Source organism: Aeromicrobium phragmitis, from assembly GCF_003674095.1.
Taxonomy (GTDB): domain Bacteria; phylum Actinomycetota; class Actinomycetes; order Propionibacteriales; family Nocardioidaceae; genus Aeromicrobium; species Aeromicrobium phragmitis.
The window spans coordinates 1-302 of sequence record NZ_RDBF01000274.1; the positions used below are offsets into that span (position 1 = coordinate 1).

Below are 302 nucleotides of genomic sequence, written 5' to 3' on the forward strand. Positions count from 1 at the left end.
CCCCACGGCGTCTATCCGGTGTCGCCCGACGAGCACGGCGAGCGGTTCGTCGCGATCGCGGTGACCGACGACCTGCAGTGGCAGCGGCTCGTCGCGGTGCTGGGCCGGGCGGACCTCGTCCGGGAGGATCTCGCGACGGCGGCCGGACGTCGTGCGGCGACCACGGAGCTCGACGCCGCCATCGCCGCGTGGACCACAGAGCGCGACGGCGAGCTGGTGGAGCGCCGGCTCCAGGAGGCGGGGATCCCCGCCTATCTCGCGCTGCGCCCCGAGGACTATCCCCGCGACGCCCAGGTGGTGCA

Annotated in this window: 1 protein-coding gene; it reads left to right on the forward strand. The window is 74.8% G+C overall.

Features of this window, described 5'->3' with window-relative positions; all coding sequences use genetic code 11:
• Positions 1 to 302 (forward strand): CoA transferase (locus D9V41_RS17315; RefSeq protein ID WP_208006952.1); only part of this gene is annotated, 302 nt, incomplete at both ends.